19 protein-coding genes and 1 tRNA gene are annotated in these 22,312 nt (G+C 33.1%); 16 read left to right on the top strand and 4 right to left on the bottom strand.

Features of this window, described 5'->3' with window-relative positions; translation table 11 throughout:
• Positions 1-2 precede the first annotated feature (2 nt).
• A complete protein-coding gene (locus BUB91_RS09600) occupies positions 3-1,214 on the bottom strand; it encodes a site-specific integrase (RefSeq protein WP_073099017.1) in 1,212 nt (403 codons plus the stop codon).
• A 401-nt stretch (positions 1,215-1,615) separates the two neighbouring features.
• Between BUB91_RS09600 and BUB91_RS09595 the strand changes: the two genes are divergently transcribed.
• The 16 genes from BUB91_RS09595 to BUB91_RS09520 all read left to right on the top strand — a co-directional run bounded on the left by BUB91_RS09595 (position 1,616) and on the right by BUB91_RS09520 (position 20,828).
• Positions 1,616-2,860 carry a tyrosine-type recombinase/integrase gene (locus tag BUB91_RS09595; RefSeq protein ID WP_073099016.1) on the top strand — a complete coding sequence of 415 codons (1,245 nt, stop codon included), beginning with the start codon at positions 1,616-1,618 and terminating at the stop codon, positions 2,858-2,860.
• Positions 2,851-3,660, top strand: a complete 810-nt coding sequence (locus tag BUB91_RS09590; RefSeq protein WP_073099015.1) for a hypothetical protein — start codon at positions 2,851-2,853, stop codon at positions 3,658-3,660. Before BUB91_RS09595 ends, BUB91_RS09590 begins: the two co-directional genes overlap by 10 nt.
• A gap of 89 nt (positions 3,661-3,749) precedes the next feature.
• The gene (locus BUB91_RS09585; RefSeq protein ID WP_073099014.1) at positions 3,750-4,022 is read left to right on the top strand and encodes a helix-turn-helix domain-containing protein; all 273 of its coding nucleotides are present in this window, start codon (positions 3,750-3,752) and stop codon (positions 4,020-4,022) included.
• Positions 4,022-5,449 (top strand): DUF3987 domain-containing protein, encoded by a 1,428-nt coding sequence (locus BUB91_RS09580; protein WP_073099013.1) that lies wholly within the window; start codon positions 4,022-4,024, stop codon positions 5,447-5,449. Before BUB91_RS09585 ends, BUB91_RS09580 begins: the two co-directional genes overlap by 1 nt.
• A 217-nt stretch (positions 5,450-5,666) precedes the next feature.
• Positions 5,667-6,710 carry a DUF6371 domain-containing protein gene (locus BUB91_RS09575; RefSeq protein WP_073099012.1) on the top strand — a complete coding sequence of 348 codons (1,044 nt, stop codon included), beginning with the start codon at positions 5,667-5,669 and terminating at the stop codon, positions 6,708-6,710.
• A gap of 215 nt (positions 6,711-6,925) precedes the next feature.
• Entirely contained in the window at positions 6,926-7,390 is a 465-nt protein-coding gene (locus tag BUB91_RS09570) for a BfmA/BtgA family mobilization protein (RefSeq protein WP_073099011.1), read from the top strand.
• Positions 7,390-8,301, top strand: a complete 912-nt coding sequence (locus BUB91_RS09565; protein ID WP_073099010.1) for a DUF5712 family protein — start codon at positions 7,390-7,392, stop codon at positions 8,299-8,301. Before BUB91_RS09570 ends, BUB91_RS09565 begins: the two co-directional genes overlap by 1 nt.
• Positions 8,302-8,749: 448 nt before the next feature.
• A complete protein-coding gene (locus tag BUB91_RS09560; RefSeq protein WP_073099009.1) occupies positions 8,750-9,115 on the top strand; it encodes a hypothetical protein in 366 nt (121 codons plus the stop codon).
• A 28-nt stretch (positions 9,116-9,143) separates the two neighbouring features.
• On the top strand, positions 9,144-9,728 hold the full coding sequence (locus tag BUB91_RS09555) for a hypothetical protein (protein ID WP_073099008.1): 585 nt from the start codon (positions 9,144-9,146) through the stop codon (positions 9,726-9,728).
• 228 nt (positions 9,729-9,956) lie between these two features.
• Positions 9,957-10,154 (top strand): helix-turn-helix domain-containing protein, encoded by a 198-nt coding sequence (locus tag BUB91_RS09550; protein ID WP_073099007.1) that lies wholly within the window; start codon positions 9,957-9,959, stop codon positions 10,152-10,154.
• A 35-nt stretch (positions 10,155-10,189) separates the two neighbouring features.
• On the top strand, positions 10,190-13,270 hold the full coding sequence (locus BUB91_RS09545) for a TrlF family AAA-like ATPase (RefSeq protein ID WP_073099006.1): 3,081 nt from the start codon (positions 10,190-10,192) through the stop codon (positions 13,268-13,270).
• A gap of 15 nt (positions 13,271-13,285) precedes the next feature.
• A complete protein-coding gene (locus tag BUB91_RS09540) occupies positions 13,286-15,163 on the top strand; it encodes a site-specific DNA-methyltransferase (RefSeq protein WP_073099005.1) in 1,878 nt (625 codons plus the stop codon).
• A 10-nt stretch (positions 15,164-15,173) separates the two neighbouring features.
• Positions 15,174-16,070, top strand: coding sequence for a KilA-N domain-containing protein (locus BUB91_RS09535; protein WP_449543907.1), 897 nt, complete (start codon positions 15,174-15,176; stop codon positions 16,068-16,070).
• A complete protein-coding gene (locus tag BUB91_RS09530) occupies positions 16,070-18,724 on the top strand; it encodes a restriction endonuclease (RefSeq protein ID WP_073099004.1) in 2,655 nt (884 codons plus the stop codon). Before BUB91_RS09535 ends, BUB91_RS09530 begins: the two co-directional genes overlap by 1 nt.
• A 9-nt stretch (positions 18,725-18,733) precedes the next feature.
• Positions 18,734-18,970, top strand: a complete 237-nt coding sequence (locus BUB91_RS09525) for a virulence RhuM family protein (protein ID WP_206635271.1) — start codon at positions 18,734-18,736, stop codon at positions 18,968-18,970.
• 49 nt (positions 18,971-19,019) lie between these two features.
• Positions 19,020-20,828 (top strand): ATP-dependent nuclease, encoded by a 1,809-nt coding sequence (locus BUB91_RS09520; RefSeq protein ID WP_073099003.1) that lies wholly within the window; start codon positions 19,020-19,022, stop codon positions 20,826-20,828.
• 108 nt (positions 20,829-20,936) lie between these two features.
• On the opposite strand, the gene BUB91_RS09515 is transcribed toward BUB91_RS09520, so the two are convergent.
• The 3 genes from BUB91_RS09515 to BUB91_RS09505 all read right to left on the bottom strand — a co-directional run bounded on the left by BUB91_RS09515 (position 20,937) and on the right by BUB91_RS09505 (position 22,216).
• Positions 20,937-21,203, bottom strand: a complete 267-nt coding sequence (locus BUB91_RS09515) for a hypothetical protein (RefSeq protein ID WP_073099002.1) — start codon at positions 21,201-21,203, stop codon at positions 20,937-20,939.
• 175 nt (positions 21,204-21,378) lie between these two features.
• Positions 21,379-21,463 (bottom strand) — tRNA-Ser (locus BUB91_RS09510).
• Between the two features lie 90 nt (positions 21,464-21,553).
• Positions 21,554-22,216, bottom strand: a complete 663-nt coding sequence (locus BUB91_RS09505; RefSeq protein ID WP_073099054.1) for a SanA/YdcF family protein — start codon at positions 22,214-22,216, stop codon at positions 21,554-21,556.
• Positions 22,217-22,312: the final 96 nt, after the last annotated feature.

Below are 22,312 nucleotides of genomic sequence, written 5' to 3'. Positions count from 1 at the left end.
ACTTATTTAAATTTTGATCGTAGAATCGCCATATCCTTACTCACTTTCATATCTAAAATTTTAGCATAATGCTGAGTAGTTTTGAGGTTAGTGTGGCCTAACATTTTACTCACGGATTCAATCGGTACGCCATTGGTAAGGGTAACCGTTGTCGCAAAGGTATGTCTCGCCAAATGAAAGGTTAGGTTTTTGGTAATACCCGCCAAAGTTGCAATCTCTTTGATATACGCATTCATTTTTTGATTGCTAAGTACTGGCAGTACCAAATCTTTTTCTTTCAGCAGCTCATTATCCTTATACTTTTCAACGATAACTTTAGCAATGGGCAAAATTGGAATATTACTTCTAGTATCGGTTTTAGAGCGTTTTGTTTTCACCCATTCCTCACCATCTGCACCCACACTAATATCACCTCCATTTAGCTTTTTAACGTCCGCATACGCAAGACCCGTAAAGCAGCAGAAAATAAATATATCGCGAACTTGATCGAGCCGTTCCATTTTCAATTCGAGCTCTATTATTTTTTGAATTTCTTCTTCAGTTAGAAACTCGCGCTCTACTATTTTTAGCTTTCCTTTCCAATGGAGAAAGGGATCTTTATCGATCCAATCGTTGGCGTGAGCAATCCGGATGATCTTTTTAAAGTTAGTGATATACTTAATGGCTGAGTTGTGTGCACACTTGCGTGTGGTCTTCAGATAGTATTCAAAACCCGTAATAAAGGTATGATCTACATCCTGTACAGGAATATCATTTTTCTTGTATTTCTTCTTTATAAAGCTTGCTACGTGTTTTTTACAAGTTCGATAGCGTTCTGCGGTTCCGGCAGAAAAATCTTTGCCGATAAGACTTTCTACTTTTTCATTGTGTTCTTGGAAGATCTCCAGTAGCATTTTCTGCGTTTTGTCTTTGCCAAGTAAGACATCCCTAATATCAGTCGCTGTATAAGTCTCATTTTCTCTTTCAAAATTTTGTTGAATGGAATAGACTTTATTTCGCAAAATACTCAGATGTTGATTGATATTTTGAACCTCTGGCGAATTACCCATTGCGAGTTGAGATTTAGAGTTCCACCAATCGACGTGAGTTTTGCGGTGGATACTGAATTCTGAGCGATGTCCGTCAAGCGTGATTCTTAGGTATATATTGGTCTTTCCAGAAGAATCTGCTTTGCTTTTTTTGATATAAAATAAAAGAGAAAGTGAGAGTGACATAATTTTTAGTGTATCGATGTCCACCAATGTACTAAAAAAATCTGACTTTGATGTAGAGTTAACTATTTTAAATACAGTTACTTAAGGCTATCTGGTGGAACTTTTTTAGGATCATCAAGTGACACCGAATTAGCCCCTTTTAGACTGCATTTAAATGATATCAAATGATATTGAATAAAATGAAAAACCCTCTAAATCATTGATTTAGAGGGTTTTTGTTGCCGTTTATAGGTCTTTCAGCGGAGAATGAGGGTTTTGAACCTATTATACTTCATTAGGACTATTATACATAGATGTCTTATTTTACAAGGGTTTATGATATTCTTATATTTAGTTATATATTTGTTTTAGTATTAAAACATAACACTTATAACACCTAATTCGACACCCAATATTTTACGATGAATTATTCATTTAGGCTAAAATACCCAAATTTAGATAAGACGTCACTTATTTATTTTACTGCTTCTTTCAAAAATGAAGGTAAGACATTTGTTTATTCAACTGGGGAGAAAATCCATCCCAAGGATTGGGATTTTGAAAACAAAAGACCGGCAAACCTATCTGGAAGAAAAAAGGATGCAGAGTTGCGCAGGGCAATTGAAATTCAATTATCAAGATATTCCAATTTTTACATTGAACTCATTAGTCGGTATAAAACCATTAATGAGAAGTTGACTATTGAAATGACTAAAGAGGAATTCAATATCGAGTTTAAAAAGGTCAGCAAAAATGCAAGTGACTTTTTTAAAGTCTATGAGCTTTTTCTTCAGGATAAAAGAGATGACAATACAGATCAAGCAAACACACTTACAACAATTCGGAGATATGAATACAACAAAACCTTATTAGAGGATTTTCAAGCCCACAAATCATATAATTTACGTTTCAACACGATCAATAAGGAATTTTACAATGCTTTTATCAGTTATTCGGTTGAAGTAAAAAAGCATTCTGCAAATACGTTAAGTAGAAATATTGGGTTGTTTAAAACCTTTATGAATTGGGCAATATCACATAAGTTCACGTATAACGACGAATTTAGACAGTTTAAAAATATCAAAAGATTTAAGACTGATGAAGTAGCATTGACCAAAGAGCAAGTCGATGAAATATACCAATTCGATTTAAAGAAAAACGATAAGCTGATACGCGTTCGAGATTTGTTTGTCTTTGGATGTAGTACTGGAATGCGTTACTCTAATTATTCAAAAGTAAAAAAGAACGATATCGTTGATGATTTTATCAATGTTATTGATGTAAAAGATCGTTCTAAGTCATTGTCTATCCCTTTGAACAGGTATTCAAGAGAAATTTTAGAAAAATATGACTATCGGCTTCCTAAAATTTCTAATCAAAAGTTTAATGACTACTTAAAGGAATTGTTTGAAGCAATGGAATATAATCACATCGTGAAAAAGACAATGCGTTATGGCAATGATATTATAGAGACCGAATCGGCATTTTCAGATCGGATAAGTTCTCATACGGCAAGAAGATCTTTCATCACAATTATGAAAAATGAAGGAGTTCCCGATAAAGTGATTATGAGTTATACAGGACATAAAAGCATAGAGGTTTTCAATAATTATTATAGGCCCAATCAAGATCAGCAAATCAACTTTATGAATAACGTATGGAAATAGATAACTTTAAAGAAAATCTCAAACTTTCAAGAAAGCAAAGAGAACTTAAGCATTGGACAAAAAGATATGATATTGCTTTAAAGAATTTTGAAACCGCCCCTATAATAGATGATAAACATAGAATTGAAGAAATTCGAAGCCATATTGAAAATTTCAAAGAAAAATATCCGTTTTATGCTGTTTTACTGAATTTAATTGAAACAGAATCCAATAAAGATTCTCTGAGATCAAGAATTGTACAAGAAATTATTTCTTACTTAGAAATCGCGCACCAAAAAGGAGGAGAATTTTTTATTAAAAAAGGAAATTATCTGTATAAGTCAAAGAAAATCTATTCGACCGAAATAAAATCGATTAGAAAAGACCTGAACGCGATGCTCTATTATGCCTTTACCATTAATGATTTTCAGCAAAAAACAACTTCGAAGATTGACTCAATTACCAAAAAAGAATTAATAAAGGTACCTAAGATTCCCTATAAAAAACCAGGCCGAAAACCTTTTTCAGAAAATGATTTAGTTGCATTAAAATACCTTATAATCCATAAGTTTTATATATCTGAAATGCCATTACATCCAGATTCGAATTTTGAAAGTATTGGTGATTTTCAAACTAAAATTTCTGAAAAGGAAAATGTCAACAAACATTCATTTAAGAATAGCTTTAATAAAATTGCGGATGAAAATTTGGAGACATTCTGTAAAAAAAATCCACAGCTAATAAAGCAACTTAAACAATCTAAAGCACTAATAAATTATCCTAAGTGTATCGAATTTATAAATCGTTTTGCAACTGATTAATAGTTATTAGTCATTTTAGAATTAATTCGAATTAATTCTACCCACTTCATTATCATTCATTTGCATTGTAATCTTAAAACAATGTAATAATGAACAATCCATTTGAACCACTCCACAATGAGATAATTGAACTAAAAAGTTTAGTCCTTCAATTACTTCATAAACCAGAAGAGGACCTATCTAATAAGCTTTATACCTTAAATGAAGCTTCTGATATACTTAAAGTAGATAGGCAAACTGTACGCAACCATATAGACAGAGGAACAATCAATGCCACTTTTATAGGTAGAAGGATTCTTATACCTCATAATGAGCTTTTCGATGCTCTGAATGAAGTTAAATCGATAAAATATAAAAGATAATGGAGGCTATAAAAAACGGAGCCCCTAATATCCTGAGAAATATTAGAGGCTCAAATAGTTTAGACAACTACAAAGATAAGAAAAAAGACCCTACAATAGACCTATTAGATTTAGAGAGAGATTTTACAGCTCTAACTGTAAGGAACGAAAATCCATTTCCTATTGAGGTTTTTCCGAAGACTTCGCAAGAAGTACTATTTGAAGCTCACGATAAGTATCAATTTTCAATTGATTATTTAGGAGCAGGATTTCTTTCTGCAATGTCAGCATCTATAGGTGTAACTTATAAAGTCGAAGTTAAAAAAGGCTGGTTGGAAAAATGTAACCTTTTTATGGTCATAGTTGGTCGCCCAGGAGACGCCAAAAGTCACGCATTAGAATTTTGCTTTAAACCCATCCATATAAGAGAGAACGAACTTTTTTATAAGTATGAGCGGGATTTAAAAGATTATGAGGATAGTTTGGAGAGCGAGCAAAACAAGGTAAGCAAGCCCTTTTTAGAAAGATTTCTAATAAATGATGCCACACCTGAAGCTCTTGTTAAAGCGCATTCCAATAATAAAAGAGGATTATGCATTTATATGGATGAACTACACGGATGGATCAAAAACTTCAATAGATACAATAATTCTGGTGAAGAACAGACATATCTAACTTTTTGGTCCGGGAAAGGTATTACAGTTGATAGAGTTTCGAGCAAAAGCATTCGTTTAGAAGATCCGTTCATTGGAGTAGTTGGAAGCACACAGATCTCTGTCCTTAAAGAATTTGCAAAAGGTGGAAGAAGTGAAAATGGTTTTTTGGATAGATTGTTATTCGTTTTTCCTGAATTACAAAAAAACCTAAAATGGAATACTAACAAGGTCAATGAAATAGTTTTGCAAAATTATTTTACGACCATATCTAATCTTATTGATCTTCAATTTGATGAAAATAATGAATCGCATATAATTCCAATTGAAGAAGAAGCCAAGAAGTATCTGTTTCATTGGCAGAATTCACGTCCAGAGAATCATTTGTTTGAATATGAAAGGAGTATTGAGGTTAAGCTTCAACAATATGTCATTCGTTTTGCTTTGATAATACAGTTGTTATTTCATGCTTCTGAAAATGCAACTGATCGTGAAGTTCAGCTGTTCGCTATAAAGAGAGGAATTAAATTATTTGATTACTTCTATTTTAATGCTATCAAGGTAAGAGACGAGACTATTAAAAAAAACTATTATGAGTCTTTGTCTGAACTTCAAAAAACAATTCTAGATGATTTACCTACCAACAAAAGTTTTGCAACAGCAGAAGGTATAAAAATAGCTTGTAAAAAATTGAATGGTAAACCCAGAGTGAGTGAACGTCAATTTAAAACTTATTTGAAAGATAGAAAATTATTTAAAAAAGTAGCGCACGGTATTTATGAGAAGCTACTATGACTGCACTTTGTTCATTTTCTTCATTATTAGAATTAAGTTATTGTTAAACAGCATTTTAAGTCTGTTTGAAAATGCAAACAAAATGCACATAGTGCAAAATGTAATTTCATACTCAACATCAAAATGCAGTCAAAATGCAACCATAATGAAGTCTTAAATTCTTCGGAAGCCTTGCTATTACTGAATAGTGAACAAAATGAAGATAATGCAATGTACTATGTATAAATATACTTTAGAAAAAAAGTCATTAAAACATATTTGCCCTAAATGCGGTAAAAAAAGATTCGTCAGATATGTTGACCAGGAAAAGAAAGAATATTTATCAAACGAGGTTGGTAGATGCGATAGGGAAGTGAAATGCGCCTATCATTATACACCAAAAGCGTTTTTTAAGAACAGAGGGCAGTTATATGAACCAATTATAATCAATAAAGATTTACAGCCGAAATCAAAAAAAGGAAGCTCATTTCATTCTGATCGAGACTTGCAAGACACTTTAATGGATTATGATAAAAATATTTTCATCATCTATCTGAAAACGCAATTTGAAAACAAGGAGGTTCAAAAAATGATTCAGGATTATCAAGTAGGAACGGCTTCATATTGGTACAATTCGACTGTTTTCTGGCAAATTGATGAAAATAAAAATATTCGTGGTGCAAAAATTATAAAGTATAACCATTCAGGAAAAAGAACGCAATATATCAACTGGTTACACGCCATCCAGTTAAAGGAAGGTAAAATAAGTAGCTTCCAATTAAATCAATGTCTATTTGGTCTGCATTTGACGAAAAAATATCAAAAAACCATCGCCATTGTCGAGTCAGAAAAAACGGCTTGCGTTATGAGTTTGCTTTTTGATAAATATTTATGGCTTGCGACCGGTAGTTTGAAAGGTTTAACAAAAGAAAAAATAGAGTGTCTGAAAGAACGAAAAATTATTCTCTATCCAGACTTGGGTAAGGTTGGCGAAACGGCCAGTCCTTTTGAGCAATGGAAAGTTAAATGCAATGAATTTGAAAAATCAGGATTTGATATCGGAATTTCCGATTTGTTAGAGCAGAAAGCAACTTCTTTACATAGAGAAAAAGGCTATGATCTCGCAGATTACTTTTTGGAAAATCGAAATAAAAAGCCAAGAAAAATCATTTCAACACATCAACAGAAGTACATAGACTTCTATTTAAAAAATCAAAATTTGAAGACTTTGATTGATGTTTTTGATTTGCAAGATGAGAATGGTAATAGGATTAATCTTTAATAGAGAAAAGTTGTAATGAAAACGAAAAGCACGTTGACGGTGTATGCCGAAGAAATAGCAAGTAGAACAGGGGCAGAGCCCCTATTGCTCTACTTGCCCTGCGGGGCTGAACCCTTGCTATGACTGCGTCAGCAAGGATTTTAAAAGTATAATAAAATATAGCAGAAATATATCTAAACAATTAAACATCTGATTATCAGTATAAAAAATATATAATGACGAAAAAAAGCATTTTAATATCAGCCCATCATCATAAGGAGCTAAAGAAGTTATCTGAAGCCTACAACCTTAGTTTCTACAAATTAGTAGAAGAAATGATTATTTATTTTAAGAAAACGGGTATCAATCCAACAGATCCAAAAAATGAAAATCCTTCAAAAGGATTAAGGGAATTGGATAAACGGTTGGTCTCATTTTTAAAAGTACAGGAACGTGATATTTTGAAACCACTTCGGCAAGAAGTGTATAATTACTCAAAGGAGCTAAGCGAGGAAAATGAAGAGACACGACAGTTATTGATTAAAGTTCTAAATGATTTTAATCAGTATGAAATTAATCGTGCATCAAAAGTATTAAATGAGGTTCAAACCCAACGAAAAGCAATTTTGACTTTAGCCCAACTAATGGATAGCAAAAATAAAGCGGGTTGGGTTACAAAAATTAAAGAAACGTTTGAATAATGCCAATTAGCAAGCCACATAGCACATTGGGTGCGGAAAACACAGGAAGCTGTTCCTCACTAGCCAATTATCTGGACAAGGAGAATCGGGAGCTTGAATTATTGATAAATAAAGAGAACAGTTTAAAAGAAATCAACCAATTCCAAAATCGAAAACAAGACTTTTTCAATCATAATAGGACTGATATTGGATTGGTTGAAGTCATTGATAGTATTGACAATAACAGAAGGAAATTGGGTAAGAAAGACGCTAAATATTATGCGCCTACAATTAGTTTTAGTCAGGCGGAACTGAACCATTTGGTTTCCTTGGCTACTGACAAAAAAGAGGTTACTGACGTTTGGCAGTTGAATTCAGAAGAATTGAAAAAATACAATGACATTTTAAAAATTTACATCAAAAAAGTAATGGATAATTATGCTGAAAATTTTAATCGTCAATCAAAAGGATTGCATACAGGGCAGGGTCTTGTTTACTATGCCAAAATAGAGCATTTCAGAAAATTTAAAGGTACTGATCCCGAAGTTGTGGAAGGAGTTTTTAAAAATGGCGATTATAAGCCTGGTCTGAATAGCCACGCCCACGTGATTGTTAGCAGAAAAGATAAAACCCAACTTTTAAAATTAGATCCTACAACCAAAGAACGTTCTACCCAAAGGAGTATTGGGGGAAATGCTTATCAAGTCGGTTTCGATAGAACAAAATGGACCGAGAAGAATGAAAAAGCTTTTGACCTCCTTTTTAATTACAGAAGACCGGAACGTGAAAAGTTTAGAAATCAAAATATTTTGAAGAATGGTTCGCCAAGAGAAAGAGATGTAGTAAATCGGAAAATTAAAGGTCAAGCCATCAAAATTGAGAATGAGATTAAAAAGGAAAAAACCCAACTATCAAAGGGATTTAAGAGGTAAGTGCATTGTTTTTGTATATTAAAAATGCATAGCCATATTATAATAATATTGCATTATAGTATTATGACATTAATGCTATAATGTATTGCCATAATAATCTTTTAATATAAAAATGGTTTATCGTAAAATGGTTTTAAATTAATAAAGTAAAAACGTTTTTCTGATCGTTCTTCAACAAAAGCATTAAGATTAAAAAAGCCGTAGATTAAAATTATAAATTCCTAAATTTGTAGGGAACAAAAAAAATAATATAAGAGAGAAATAAATTTTTAAAATAATATAAAAGCGTTAAGCTTGATTTGGTTTCGAAAAATCACCAGTTTTTTATAACCGCCATCTCAATGCAAGACGCCCAGACTTTGGTCTGGGCTTTTCTTGTTGATGGTTGGTCTCTGGTGATACCTTCGAAATCTTCAAGTTGAGTTCCAGGCTTTTTTTATACCCAATTATGAAACAAAAAGATATAGTAATCACAGGCAAATTGAGCCTTGACGCAGAAGATTTGATTAAAGAATATTTTGCAGTTAAAAGAGTGAAAAAGATTGAAGGGTTTTTAACTTCTGAACTAGAATTTATACATCGACATCACGAAACTTATGCTTATAGCGAAATGAGAAATGCAGACTTCCATGCAATATATCAAATCAAAAAATGCGATATATGTTTTAAACCTTATGAAGTTAGCATAAACGACAGAGCGCACTTATACCGATACCTTCAATCAACTTACAAGCTATGCCTTGGTTGTAAAGGTTTTCATTATGGTGTAGGACAAGTTTTATCTATAAAACTCGATGGGGATATCGCCTCTTAATAATATCAATCATTTAAATATTCTACTTATGAAAATCAATATATCAATACTATCAATTTTATTTTGCATTGTTCTAACCTCTTGTGGTTCTGACAAACTGACCAATAGCAAAGCCGAATCCATCATCGAAGATTGCCAAACCAATGAAAGTTTAGTCAAAACAAAAAAATTCACTTATGGAACTGTGGAAATGGACGATATGCTCAAATCCAAATTTCCAGACTTTTTGAAACCTTACCAGAAATTGGAAGAAAGGGGAATTGTCAAAATTGGGTCTTTAGAACGAGTTGAAGGTGGTATTATGGGTAAAAAAGATAGTTACGAAATAACATTAACCCCAAAAGCCGAAAAATTTTTGGTGGATTCAGAGGTAGAATCTTCAGGTAAAATAAGAGGTAAGCTTAAAATTTGTGAATACAAATTCGATAGTGTAATCGAAATCCAAGAGATTCCTGAACGTAACGATGCAAAGGTCAAAGTGTCGTTCGCTCGATTTAATGAAACGCCATTTTTCGAAGATGCCGACGAAAATAAAAATCCAAAGAAAATTGTGGAAACAGTAACCTTTAGAAAAACGAATGAGGGTTGGAAGCTTTGTGATCAAAAAGGCTAGAAAATCTATACTATAGTAATCTTTAGAGATAAATACCATTATTCAGTAGTTTTCTCGAAAAAATACTATTGAATGTATCATATACACTTAATTCTGAACAATAAATTAAAACCGCTATCTGGCGGTTTTTTTTATTTCAATTTTTCATATCTATTGGATAAATATATAATGTTATACTGTGTATTCTTAAATCTATTAACATATATTTATAACCTCAAACAAAAAACGATGAACCGGATTAAAGAAGTTTTGAAAGAGAAAGGTGTCAAACAAGTTTGGCTCGCAGAACAGTTAGGCAAAAGCTTTAATACTGTAAACGGTTACGTTCAAAATAGAGCGCAACCCAGCTTGGAAATTCTTTTTAAAATAGCAACAATTTTAAATGTTGAGCCAAAGGATTTATTGATAAGAACCGAAAATAATTAATTTGAGCTTTTTTTAATTTTTGTAAATAATTATTTATGAGCATAAAAATAAATAGAGGGTCCGAGTGGATAAAATGCGACCTTCATCTGCACACACCTGGTACTAAACTCAATTCAGCTGGCTTTGAGCTTGAGGAGGGAATGGATAAATGGGAAGAGTACTGTAATAAAATTGAGCAGTCAGATGTTATGGTTTTTGGGATTACTGATTATTATTCCTGTGATAATTATTTTAAATTTTTATCTCTATTTTCTGAAAAATTCCCTGATTCAGAAAAAGTCTTCTTTCCTAATATAGAATTTCGTTTAGATGTTTCTGTAAATAAAACTGCTGAGGAAGTAAACCTACACGTTCTTTTTTCAAATAAGAAAAGCATTAGCCAAGAACAAATTCGAGAATTCTTATCCAAACTGGATACAAATATTTCTAAAAACGGGGCTTTTTTAAGTTGTGATAAACTTGATTCTCACGATTTTCAAAGAGCAGCTATAAAGTACTCCGACTTACGACCTGCCTTAAATAAAGTCTTTGGCAATGATGAACCATATCTCATTTTTGCCGCTTCAAACAACCAGGGCTTGCGTGCTGATACGAAGTCAGCAAGGAAAATGAACATATCTGATGAAATAGATAAGGTATGTGATGGATTTTTTGGTGGCGCTCAAAATACTGATTGGTTCTTAAAAAATGATCGATATGAGAAACATCCAGATGGTACGCAAGATAAGTCTATGCCGTGTCCTGTTCTGAGTGGTTGCGATGCTCATTCCTTTTTTGACATAGAACATAAACTTGGAAAAGAATATTCCAAAACGGATGCGCAAGGGAAACTTTGCGACTTTTCTCAAATTACCTGGATCAAAGTAGAACCTACTTTTGAAGGCCTTAGATATCTTACCTACGAGCCAGAAGAAAGGGTCTTTATAGGAACACAGCCCGAAGTCTTAGATAGAGTTCACAAAAGTAAAACTAAATACATTTCTAAAATAGAGATTGGTCAAGTTGAGGGCTACGATGAAAGCCAAGGGATTTGGTTTCGCGATCAAGTGTTTTATCCAAGTAATGAGTTGACGGCTATTATTGGTAATAAAGGTAAAGGTAAAAGCGCTTTAACTGATATAGCGGGATTATTAGGAAACTCACATAATGAAAGCTATTTTTCATTTTTGGATGTAAGGGGTAGGAAGTTTAGAAAGAATGGTCTAGCAAGTAATTTTAAAGCAAAGTTAACTTGGCAAAGTGATAATTCGGAAGAAAAATGTCTGAACGAACATATTGATCCCAATGCCGAGGAAAAGGTAAAGTATTTACCACAAAGTTATTTTGAAGATTTGTGTAATGAAATTGATGATAATGAAAATTTTATTAAAGAATTAAATCAAGTTGTCTTCAAGCATATTGACGAAACCGACAGATTGAGAAAGGACACTTTCGAAGATTATATTGAGGAAGTTAAAACGAACTGTGAATCTTCCATTGAAAATCTTCGAGGTGATTTGAATGACATTAATCACGACATCGTTAGTTTACTCAATAAGAACACCACCGAGTATATAGAGGGTATTGAAAGTAAAATTAAAAATTTAAGGGAAGATTTAGATAGTCATATTGAAAATAAACCTATTAACCCATTTCCGGACGATACAGAAGCAAAAGATGAAGATGAAGAAGCGGACCAAAATTATAAAAAACTAAAAGAGGAAGAAAAAAAATTACAGGATGCCAAAGTTGAAGAATCTCAATATCTCGAAAAACTAGAAATAGTTAACGGAAACTTGATAGAATTAGGACAAATCAAATTTAGATTCCACGAAGAACAGGAACGAATTAAGACTTTCAGAGAAAGCGAAGTAGAATACTTGGAAAAATACGGTCTTGACATAAGTGATATTTTTCCAACACCTACTATTAATTTAGTGCCTATTGAACAAAAAATAACATCCTTAGAAAGAGAGAAACTCAAGTATCAATTGGAATTGGGGAAATTGGAATATACAGATGAACATTCTGACTTATTTGAGAACGCCCAAAGCCTGTTATGGTTTAAAATTGAAAGCTTCCAGAAAGAATATGACCTGGTTTCCAATTCTCTTGATGAAAAACAAAAATTTATTGAAGCCTATAATGCTTCATTGAAAGATTGGGAAATTAGAAAATTAGCTATTGAGGGTGAAGAAGAAACCCCGCGTGCGGGAACTTTGAACTTCTATAAAAATGAGTTGAAAAATATTGCCGGAGACCTTCCTCAAAAGATCATTGAATACAAAGCTACAAGAAGGAAGATATCCGCGAATATCTACGATAAGAAAAAAGAGATTGTAGATATATATTCCCAGCTCAAAAGGAACATTGATAATAAATTAGATGAAAATTCAGAAAAGATACAAGGATATCGAATTTCTTTAGAAGCATCATTTCAAATAAAAGGTTTAAAAACCAACTTTTTAGATTATATCGATAAAGGTAAAGTAGGGTATTTTTACGGTAAAGATGAGGCAAATAGACGATTTAATGATTTTATAAAGGATTTAGACCCTAATGATAAAGAAGCTGTATTGAATAAAGTAGATGAGATAACAGCCATTTTGGAATCCACGGAAGATCAAAAGCAAAACCCTTTTTTTCAAATTCGTTCTGCTAAATCCTTGGAGGATTTATTCGATTATGTTTATGGTTTAGAATTTTTGAATGAAAAGTATGCCTTGAAATTTGCAGGAAAAGATATTCAACAGCTTTCCCCTGGTGAGAGAGGTGCAGCCTTAATTGTTTTCTATTTACTATTAGATAATGATGAAAAGCCTCTAATTATCGATCAGCCCGAAGATAATCTCGATAACCAAAGTGTTTTTGAAATTTTAGTGCCATTTATCAAACAGGCAAAGAAACATAGACAATTAATTATTGTTACGCATAATCCTAATTTGGCTGTAGTAGCAGATGCAGAGCAAATTATTCACGTAAATATAGTAAAAGAAGAAAATTATAAATTTTCATTGAATGCAGGAGGTATTGAAAATGAGAGGATCAACAAAGAAATTGTTGATATTTTGGAAGGTACAATGCCCGCATTTGACAAACGAAAGATAAAATATTTGAAACAACGAGTTTCTAATTAAAGAAAATTAAAATATATGGACGGTAAAAGCCTAACCCCACAAGAAATAAAATTACAAGAATTAAAGAATATTTTTCCCGAAGTTTTTGCCGAAGACAAGGTAGATTGGGAAAAGCTCAAAGCCACTTTAGGAGAAGATATCAATTTCAGCAACGAACGTTATGTTTTAAATTGGGCGGGAAAAAGTGAGGCGTTTAAAGTGTTGCAAGCCCCAACTACCAAAACCTTGATTCCTGCAAAGGATGAATCTGTAAATTTTAACGACACCGAAAACATTTTCATTGAAGGCGAAAACCTGGAGGTGCTTAAAGTATTGCAGAAAAGCTACTTTGGTAAAGTAAAGATGATTTATATAGACCCACCGTACAACACAGGTAACGACCATTTTATATACCCCGATAAGTTTTCTGAAACCAAAGAAGACTACGAAAAACGTGTTGGCGATAAAGACGAAGATGGCTATATGACCAAAGACGGCATGTTTAAAAAGAACAGCAAAGAAAATGGTCAATACCATAGCAATTGGATGAATATGATGTACCCACGTCTGTTTTTGGCGAAGAATCTCTTAAAACAGGATGGTGTTATTTTTATCTCTATTGATGATAATGAAGTGCATAATCTGCGGATGATGATGAATGAAGTTTTTGGAGAGGAGAATTTTGTTTCTAATACAATTTGGAGGTCAAAAGATAATAGTAATAATGATGCAAAAGGTTTTTCTACTGACCATAATCATACTTTAGTTTACTCTAAAACGCAAGAATGGCAGCCGACATTAATAAAAGATAAATCAAAGCAAAAACATTTCAAAAATCCAGATAATGATAAAAACGGACCTTATTTTGATGGGAATCCTCTTAACTCTCCAAATTATAGAGAAAATTTAATCTACAATCTTACTTCGCCAAATGGGAATATAATAGAACCACCAAAAAATGGATGGAGGTGGTCAAAAGAAGTAATGGATGAGAAAATCAAATCAAAGGAAATTTATTTTACTCCAGATGAAACCAATATTCGTAGGAGAACATATTTGAAAGATATGAAAGGATTGCCGCCTTCCAGTTTGATGATTGATTTAAATAAAACCGGACATAATCGTCAAGCTAAATATGAATTATTAAGCCTACTACCAGAAGATTTGTTTGACACACCCAAACCAATTAAATTAATTAAATATCTAATTCAACTATCAAGTATTAATAATGATGATATCATTCTAGACTTTTTTTCAGGTTCAGGAACTACAGCTCACGCTGTAATGGATTTAAATAAAGAAGATGGAGGAAATAGAAAATCTATTTCAGTACAATTACCAGAATTATGTGATGAAAAAAGTGAAGCCTTCAAGGCAGGTTATAATACAATAGCGGACATTGCCAAAGAAAGAATACGTCGAGCTGGAAATAAAATCAATGATGAAATTAAAACAAATTTAGAAGCGAAAAAAAACGAAATTCCATTTGGTGATGAGAAAGCTAAAATAAAATTAGATTTAGGCTTCAAAGTTCTAAAACTCGCAGACAGCAACTTCAAACAATGGCAACAAATTAAAAACAAAGACGCCAAAGCTTTGGAAGACCAAATGAAACTATTTATTGACCCAGTTGCCGAAAATGCCACCATCGAAAATATGGTGTATGAGTTAATGCTTAAAAGCGGTAAGAACCTTAATAGCAAAATTGAACATGCTAAAGGATTTTGTGCCATCAACGAAAATGAACTCATTTTACTTTTAGAAAAAGCAGATCAGAAAATCATTAATAACATTATTGCTGAAAAACCTAAAAAAGTGGTGGCATTGGATAAATTGTTTAAAGGCAACGACCAATTAAAAACCAACACCGTTTTGCAGATGAAGGATGCAGGAATTGAGTTTAAGACCATCTAAAAACGATATATTGACAGGAACAATGAGCGCAAAAATTAAAAAAATAGAGGTTGATGGTCATATTATTACCATAGTAAATCATAATTCAGATGATTTTATTAGCCTTACCGATATGATAAAGGCTAAAGACGGTTCGTTTTATATTAGTGATTGGTTGAGGAACGCAAATACGCTTGATTATATCTCGGCTTGGGAATCTATGCACAACCCCAGTTTTAATTATGGCGAATTCGCCACAATTAGACAATCAGCAGGTTCAAATGCCTTTAAAATAAGTGTGAAGGAACTTATTGAGAAAACCAATGCATCTTGTGTAATAGCAAAAGCTGGACGTTATGGAGGTACGTATGCCCATAAAGACATTGCCTTTAATTTCGGTATGTGGATTAGTCCTGTGTTCCAGCTCTACATAGTTAAGGAATACCAACGTTTAAAGGAAGTTGAAACCAATCAGTACAATTTAGAGTGGAATGTAAAACGGATATTGAGCAAGGTTAATTATCACATTCAAACCGATGCAGTAAAAGATTATATTATTCCACAATCCAAATACACAAAGGAAACGGAATGGTTGGCGTATGCAGAAGAAGCAGATATTTTAAATGTAGCATTATTTACTTTTACGGCTAAGCAATGGCGAGAGGCAAATCCGCAACTTGCTTTAGAAGGTAAAAATTTAAGAGATATTGCCAGTATCAATGAATTGGCGATTTTGTCCAATTTGGAATCTGCCAATGCCGATATGATTCGTGAAGGAGAAAATAAAAATGAACGGTTTAAAAAACTATATAAAATTGCACAGTACCAAAAAGAAATTTTAGATAAACAGGACTTCTTAAAGTCCATCAAAAAAACAACGGACGATGTGTATTTAGATAAAGGCAAACCTAATAATCTGCAAGAATAATGAAACTGACTTTTGAATCCGATCTGCAATTTCAGCAAGATGCCATTAAATCCATTACAGACCTCTTTGAAGGACAACCGTTGGAAGATGCGGTACAGGAATTTGACCTAACGGAAAGTGGCACCTTAAGCCTTATCAATGGCGTGGGGAATAACCTTGTTATTTCCGAAGAGCAAATTCTATCCAATCTACAAGACATTCAGGAAACCAACGAAATTAAAAAATCAACGGAATTGGATGGGATGAATTTTTCTGTAGAAATGGAAACCGGAACAGGAAAAACTTATGTTTATTTAAGAACCATTTACGAACTGAACACGCTTTACAATTTCAAAAAATTTGTAATTGTAGTACCTTCTGTAGCCATTAGGGAAGGCGTTTTAAAAAATCTTGAAATCACGACCGAGCATTTTCAAAATCTCTACGATAATGTGCCGGTAAATTTTCAAGTATATGATAGTTCTAAAGTTTCGGCATTGCGCAGTTTTGCCACCAATAACAACATTGAGATACTGGTAATAAATATTGATTCTTTTGCTAAGGATCAAAATATTATCAACCAACCACATTACAAGGTGAATGGTCGTAAACCCATTGAGTTTATTCAATCCACAAATCCGTTTGTGATTATTGACGAACCTCAAAATATGGAAACTGAAAAACGTACGTCTGCCATTAAAAATTTGAATGCTATCTGTACGCTTCGCTATTCTGCAACCCATCGAAACCAATACAACCTTACCTATAGCTTAAATCCTGTTAAAGCTTATGATTTAGGCTTGGTCAAGCAAATTGAAGTAGATAGCATCATTGAGGAAAATGCGTTTAATGATGCCTTTGTATCGGTTGATTCCATTACCGCCACTAAAACCAAGGTCACAGCTAAAGTTTTTATCAATGTAAATGACAAGGGCGGTGTTAAAAAGAAAAAAGTTACGGTTTCAGTAGGGAAGGATTTGTACGACCTTTCCAATGAACGTGAAATTTATTCTGATGGTTATTTAGTCGAAGAAATTGACGCAACCAATGGTTGTATATCCTTATCTAACGGCAGTATTTTATACAAAGGCGATAGCCAAGGCGGATTAACGGATGAATTGATGAAATTCCAAATCCGTAAAACCATAGAAGAACATTTAAAAAAGCAGAAGCGTCTCAATAAATTGGGAATTAAGGTATTGTCGCTGTTTTTTATTGATAAAGTTGCTAATTACCGAAGTTATGACGCTGATGGTAATTCCGTGCAAGGAAAGTTTGCCAGCTGGTTTGAAGAAATTTTTAACGAATATATTTCAAAATCTACCTTTCAAGGGTTGAATCTATTTCCAGTTTCTGATGTGCATAATGGATATTTCTCACAGGATAAAAAAGGAAAATTAAAAGACACTTCAGGAGAGACCAAAGCAGATGATGACACGTATAGTTTGATTATGAAGGACAAAGAGAAGCTTTTGAACCTCGAAAATCCTTTGCAATTTATATTTTCACATTCCGCCTTGCGTGAAGGTTGGGATAACCCGAACGTCTTTCAAATCTGTACGTTGAACGAAACAAAATCCGATATGAAGAAACGTCAAGAAATTGGTAGAGGCTTACGTTTGGCAGTTGATCAAAACGGAAAGCGTACCTATGATCAAAATATAAATCGTTTGACCGTTATCGCAAATGAATCTTATGATGATTTTGCCAAAACCTTACAAAAAGAAATTGAAGATGAATGTGGTGTAACGTTTAAAGACAGGATAAAAAATAAACGCACACGAACCCCCATTAAATACCGAAAAGGCTTTGATGCAGATCCTAAATTTCTTGAAATATGGGAAAATCTCAAAAAGAGAACGACGTATCGTGTAGATTATAAAACCTCTGATTTAATTACGCTTGCATCAAAATCAATTAAAGATTTACCGGAAATCAAAGCCCCTTCAGTACGTTCTACAAAAGTCAAACTTCATATGACCGATGAAGGTCTTGAAACCAGTTATGCAGGAGATAAAGTTGAAACCTATGACAGTTACACGTGGCCAATACCTGATGTTTTAGGATATATCCAAAATAAAACGGAATTGACACGTTCAACATTACAAGCGATTTTGAGTGAATCTGGCAGAATACCTGATATACTCATAAATCCCCAGTTGTTTTTAGACCTTGCTTCACAGGCGATTAAACGAACCTTGTATGATTTGATGATTGACGGCATTAAATATGAAAAGATTGGTGGTTCAGAATATGAAATGGCTTTGTTTGAAGCGCAGGAATTGGAAGTCTATCTCAATGACTTCACATTCAACGTGAGCGATTCATCAAAAACTATATATGAAGAATTTATTCCTTTAGATTCAGGTGTAGAAAGCAAATTTGCAGAAGATTGCGAAACGAGCGACCAGATTCAATTCTATTTCAAATTACCGACCTGGTTTAAAATTCCAACACCCATTGGAACATATAACCCTGATTGGGCGGTAGTGTTTAAGGACGATAAAAAAATCTATTTTGTTGCAGAAACAAAAGACACCGGATCACCCGAAGTCGATTTACACAAACTAAGTGCCGACGAACAATTGAAAATTAAGTGTGGGAAAGCACATTTTAATGAGTTTGATGCTTTGGAATATAAGGTGGTTAATAAGGTAGGTCAACTGATACATTAGAAATTAATAATGAATAGCAACATTCTTATATACGAAAATCAGGACGGTAACATCAAAATAGATGTCCGTTTGGAAGAAGAAACCGTTTGGCTTACCCAAGCTCAAATGCAGGAGTTGTTTCAAAAATCAAAAGCCACAATTAGCGAACACATAAAAAATGTTTTTGAAGAAGGCGAATTAAATAAGGAAGTGGCTGTTCGGGAATTCCGAACAACCATTTTTAAACAAACTACGCAAGCATCTTAATTAGCAATGTGGAGGAGGGTGGAAGTTAAAATAATATAAAATTAGGTTTATGTATATATCTAAAATAGCAATTACAAATTATAGGGGTATTAAAGAACAAAGGATTATCCATTTGGAACAACTTTCATCAATTGTTGGGAAGAATGATGCAGGGAAAACAATTGTACTATTTAGCGTTGCTACCTTTCTTGATATTAGAAGCTTTCCGATTACTTTTTCAGATTTTAATGATATTGACCAATCAATAGTTTTAGAGTTTGATTTTAAAGATGAAAATATATCAGAATTATTAATGTCTAAATTAAAATCCAAAGTCAAGAAGGCAGATGGATTAGATGAGTATATAAAGAGTTTTATTTTTGATGGAGCAATTAAATATAAGAGAGAAGCAGTAAAAGTTGATAAGAAATTTTCTTCTGAATATGTATTGATGGAGGATTTTGAACAAGAAGATTTAAGAGGCCTTTATTTGAAGACTGATGAAGAATTAAATGCCTTATTAGAGACTTATGGAATTGAAATTCCAGTTAAAGGGAAAGGCAGAAATTCTAAAATTGAAAAAATAAAATATATCAGAGAACGGTTTTCAGAAGCTGAAAGAGCTTCTTTTTGGATTGAAGATGATGCTAAAATATCAAGTTTGTTCCCCGCCGTAGAAATGTTTAAAGCAGATTATGGATTAGAAGCTGATACAAAATTTAAAACCAATTCTGTTAGTGAAATTCAAGACTACTTCGACAAAGAGGCAGGGGAAGAAAATACTAAGCTAAAAAAGGTAGAGTCTGAAATCATTGAAGAGATGAAAAAAGAGGCGGAATCTGTAAAAATCTATATGAAAGACTATGCATCTGCTTTAAGAGCTGTTCAGATTATACCTGTTGTAAATTGGAAGGACGCTATCAAGGGAGTTGATGTAAGTTTTCAATTTGATGGAGATGAAAAGTTTATTCCAATGAGCCATAAAGGCACGGGGTACAGAAGGTTGTTTATGGTTGCACGATTTCGTTATTTGGCTGAAAAGAGTAAAGGCAATAACATTATTTACTTAATTGAAGAACCTGAAACCTTTCTACACCCAACAGCTCAGCTTGATCTATTAAATGCCTTTAAGGATTTATCAAATGATAATCAAATTATTATTACAACACATTCGCCAGTTTTCGCAGGTGCAACAAGCGTAAATGGTGTGGTTTTATGTAAAAAGGATATTCAATCTAATTATTCAAATGCGTCAAAAGAGAATGATACTGAATTTCTAATGAGCATTGTAGAAGAATTAGGTATTAAACCGAGTTATAATCTAAGAGACCATCATGAGAAGATTGTTTTTGTGGAAAGTTCCAATGATGCTAAATTCTATCATCTGCTATGCGATAAGCTTATTGGAAGTAAATTACTTCAAAACAACAAGATACTTGTTCTTCCTTTTGGAGGCGGAGAAGATATTGAAAGCTTTTTAAACATTGATTATTTTGACAGTTCTAATCGAGGTTTGTACCTCATAATTGACAGCGATAAGAAAGAAAATAAACAAGATAAACAAAACCAAAGAGCAGAAATATTTAGAGCAAAATCAAACGGAAATGCATACGTGATTTCCAAAAGCTGTATTGAAAACTATTATCATCCAAGAGCTTTTGAACGAGTTTATGAACTAGAAGAAAATACATTTGATTTCTTTACTGAGGATGAAAATGTGAGAATAACTATCAAACATATAATTGAGGAAAAAACTCTTAAAAATAAAAATATCAAAGAGAAGAACAACTTTCGGATATTTAATGAAACGACAAAGGTAGAATTTGAGGAGATTGTCGAACAGGAGTTGATTGATTTTCTTAAGGAAATAACCTATTGATATGTTCAGCGAAATCCTAAAATATCAAAATCAAGTCGGTAACATCAAAATAGATGTCCGTTTGGAAGAAGAAGCCGAATTAAACAAAGAAGTGGTTGTTCGAGAATTTTAAACAGTAAATAACCGGTTTTTAAAAACTTGTCTTCTGCCAGATTCGTTAATTACAGCTACTCTTATATTCCAAGGAGCGCAGGTTAATCTGTACTTTTTTCCCTTTATCAGATTTTTGCTTTTACTTCCTCCAATGTAGGTTATGTAATCACCCTTTTTGGCTTTAAAAAGTTCAATCCTACTGTTGGCATATTGAAGTTCTAATTGCTGATGGTATGCATCTATTGTTTTTTTAGCTTCTAAATATTGCTCTTCGGTTATCATTTGCTATAAGTTTAACGGAGAAATTGATTCCAATACCCATCTTAAGTGGTATCAAGTTAAGTTTTATGAGAGAGAAAAACAAAAACTTAAAAAATTAAAAACCTTACAAACAACACCTAATTCAACACCCATAAAAAGAAAGCCCCGTAAACACTGGTGTTTCGGGGCTTTTCAGCGGAGAAAGAGGGATTCGAACCCCCGGAGGTGTGACCCTCAACAGTTTTCAAGACTGCCGCATTCGACCACTCTGCCATTTCTCCTGAGTGTCTCATCAGCTATTTGCTGATTGCGGGTGCAAATATAGAAAGTTTTTTCTGATTGACAACACACTTTTTTAATGAATTTTCGACTTAATTATTTTTTCCGGTAATGGGTATTTTATCACCCTTAAAATGAGGCTCTTTGTCAATTGAAAGTTCTAACCATGCTTTTACATTTGCAGCAATCTCTCTAAATCTGTTTCTACTTTCCAGCTCATATTCGCGTCGATCTCCATTATATCCGTAAAAATTAAGCCCCATAGAACGGGCTATATAAACTGCACGAGGTAAGTGAAAACGTTGCGAAACAACGATTGCATTATCAACTTCAAAAATATAGGAAGCCCGGTAAACTGAATCATACGTATCAAAACCTGCAAAGTCCATAAAAATATCTTCTTCAGGAACACCGCGTTCTTGCAAATACTTTTTCATGGCCACCGGTTCATTATAATTTGTTGTACGGTTATCTCCAGAAACTAAAAACCTACTTATTTTACCGTTATGATATAATAACAGAGCAGATTCTACACGATCTCTTAACATCGTAGAAAGTTCACCATTACTGCGCACACTAGCTCCTAAAACTAATGCGGTATAGGTTTTAGGAATTTTATTGATATCATCATAGATATATTGTTCTGTTTCGCTCTTAATATGATAAGATAGGTAACTCGTTAAAATGAGAACAAGTAAAGCAGCTAGAAAGAGGTAACGCAGTATGCGTAAAGCGAGTATTTTTTTTATAAACATAAAATCTGCTGGCAATTTAGTCTTGTAAACTTATCATTTGTTTTAATGCTAACGTAAAGATTAGCGAATAACGTATCAAGAATTTTAAATGTGATG

This window comes from Leeuwenhoekiella marinoflava DSM 3653 (assembly GCF_900129005.1).
GTDB classification, from domain to species: Bacteria; Bacteroidota; Bacteroidia; order Flavobacteriales; family Flavobacteriaceae; genus Leeuwenhoekiella; species Leeuwenhoekiella marinoflava.
The sequence above is the reverse complement of the archived record's forward strand: the minus strand, read 5'-3'. Positions and strand labels throughout refer to the sequence as shown.

Coding starts and splice junctions, on each gene's coding strand:
- BUB91_RS09600 (WP_073099017.1), bottom strand. CDS start 1,214: ATGTCACTCTCACTTTCTCTTTTATTTTATATCAAAAAAAGCAAAGCA.
- BUB91_RS09595 (WP_073099016.1), top strand. CDS start 1,616: ATGAATTATTCATTTAGGCTAAAATACCCAAATTTAGATAAGACGTCA.
- BUB91_RS09590 (WP_073099015.1), top strand. CDS start 2,851: ATGGAAATAGATAACTTTAAAGAAAATCTCAAACTTTCAAGAAAGCAA.
- BUB91_RS09585 (WP_073099014.1), top strand. CDS start 3,750: ATGAACAATCCATTTGAACCACTCCACAATGAGATAATTGAACTAAAA.
- BUB91_RS09580 (WP_073099013.1), top strand. CDS start 4,022: ATGGAGGCTATAAAAAACGGAGCCCCTAATATCCTGAGAAATATTAGA.
- BUB91_RS09575 (WP_073099012.1), top strand. CDS start 5,667: ATGTATAAATATACTTTAGAAAAAAAGTCATTAAAACATATTTGCCCT.
- BUB91_RS09570 (WP_073099011.1), top strand. CDS start 6,926: ATGACGAAAAAAAGCATTTTAATATCAGCCCATCATCATAAGGAGCTA.
- BUB91_RS09565 (WP_073099010.1), top strand. CDS start 7,390: ATGCCAATTAGCAAGCCACATAGCACATTGGGTGCGGAAAACACAGGA.
- BUB91_RS09560 (WP_073099009.1), top strand. CDS start 8,750: ATGAAACAAAAAGATATAGTAATCACAGGCAAATTGAGCCTTGACGCA.
- BUB91_RS09555 (WP_073099008.1), top strand. CDS start 9,144: ATGAAAATCAATATATCAATACTATCAATTTTATTTTGCATTGTTCTA.
- BUB91_RS09550 (WP_073099007.1), top strand. CDS start 9,957: ATGAACCGGATTAAAGAAGTTTTGAAAGAGAAAGGTGTCAAACAAGTT.
- BUB91_RS09545 (WP_073099006.1), top strand. CDS start 10,190: ATGAGCATAAAAATAAATAGAGGGTCCGAGTGGATAAAATGCGACCTT.
- BUB91_RS09540 (WP_073099005.1), top strand. CDS start 13,286: ATGGACGGTAAAAGCCTAACCCCACAAGAAATAAAATTACAAGAATTA.
- BUB91_RS09530 (WP_073099004.1), top strand. CDS start 16,070: ATGAAACTGACTTTTGAATCCGATCTGCAATTTCAGCAAGATGCCATT.
- BUB91_RS09525 (WP_206635271.1), top strand. CDS start 18,734: ATGAATAGCAACATTCTTATATACGAAAATCAGGACGGTAACATCAAA.
- BUB91_RS09520 (WP_073099003.1), top strand. CDS start 19,020: ATGTATATATCTAAAATAGCAATTACAAATTATAGGGGTATTAAAGAA.
- BUB91_RS09515 (WP_073099002.1), bottom strand. CDS start 21,203: ATGATAACCGAAGAGCAATATTTAGAAGCTAAAAAAACAATAGATGCA.
- BUB91_RS09505 (WP_073099054.1), bottom strand. CDS start 22,216: ATGTTTATAAAAAAAATACTCGCTTTACGCATACTGCGTTACCTCTTT.